General features: G+C 43.9%; 1 protein-coding gene. It reads right to left on the minus strand.

What is annotated here, in order from left to right:
* Positions 1 to 223: 223 nt before the first annotated feature.
* The coding region (locus Q4561_RS19790) for a DUF6429 family protein (protein WP_303462973.1) at positions 224 to 560 on the minus strand (337 nt) is incomplete at its 5' end.

The raw sequence follows: 560 nt of genomic DNA on the forward strand, positions 1-560 counted from the left end.
AAAGTTAAAGAAGCAACATAGTACAATGCAGGCGATAAATTCCTTTTTATTCATAAGCTCCTACAAGCACATAACTTTCCAATAACGGGCGCAGGCACGTGGGGCATAATGGCGAAGCCGCCCCGCGTGTATGCGTCCCAGCGAACGCAGTGAGTGCGTTTATTGGCTTGTTAGTTGCCACGCTAATACATCCTAGAGTAACAGCTAAAATTGCGCACAACGCTCACTCACTTTTGACGAATAACTTTTTGAAAAGTTCTTCTGATTTGGCAAGACCTTCTTCAGTTAAAACAACAGACTTAGATTTGCCAACAGGATCGTGAATATATCCTTTTTCATAAAGCCGATCGGTGATACTCCAATCTATTTGTTTCCAAGCCCTACCAAACTTGTCATGAAGAGTAAGGTAAAACAGAGCAAGTGCCGCTTCATCGATTTTATCTTCATCTATTTCCACTGCTGTCTCCATTTTCATATGGCTACTAACTTCCAAATATGGGGCGCAAACACGTCTGCAACAATGGCGAAGCCGCGCACTTGTTTGCGTCCCAGCGAGCGAC

It is taken from the genome of Alteromonas sp. 1_MG-2023 (assembly GCF_030547075.1).
In the GTDB taxonomy this organism is placed as follows: domain Bacteria; phylum Pseudomonadota; class Gammaproteobacteria; order Enterobacterales; family Alteromonadaceae; genus Alteromonas.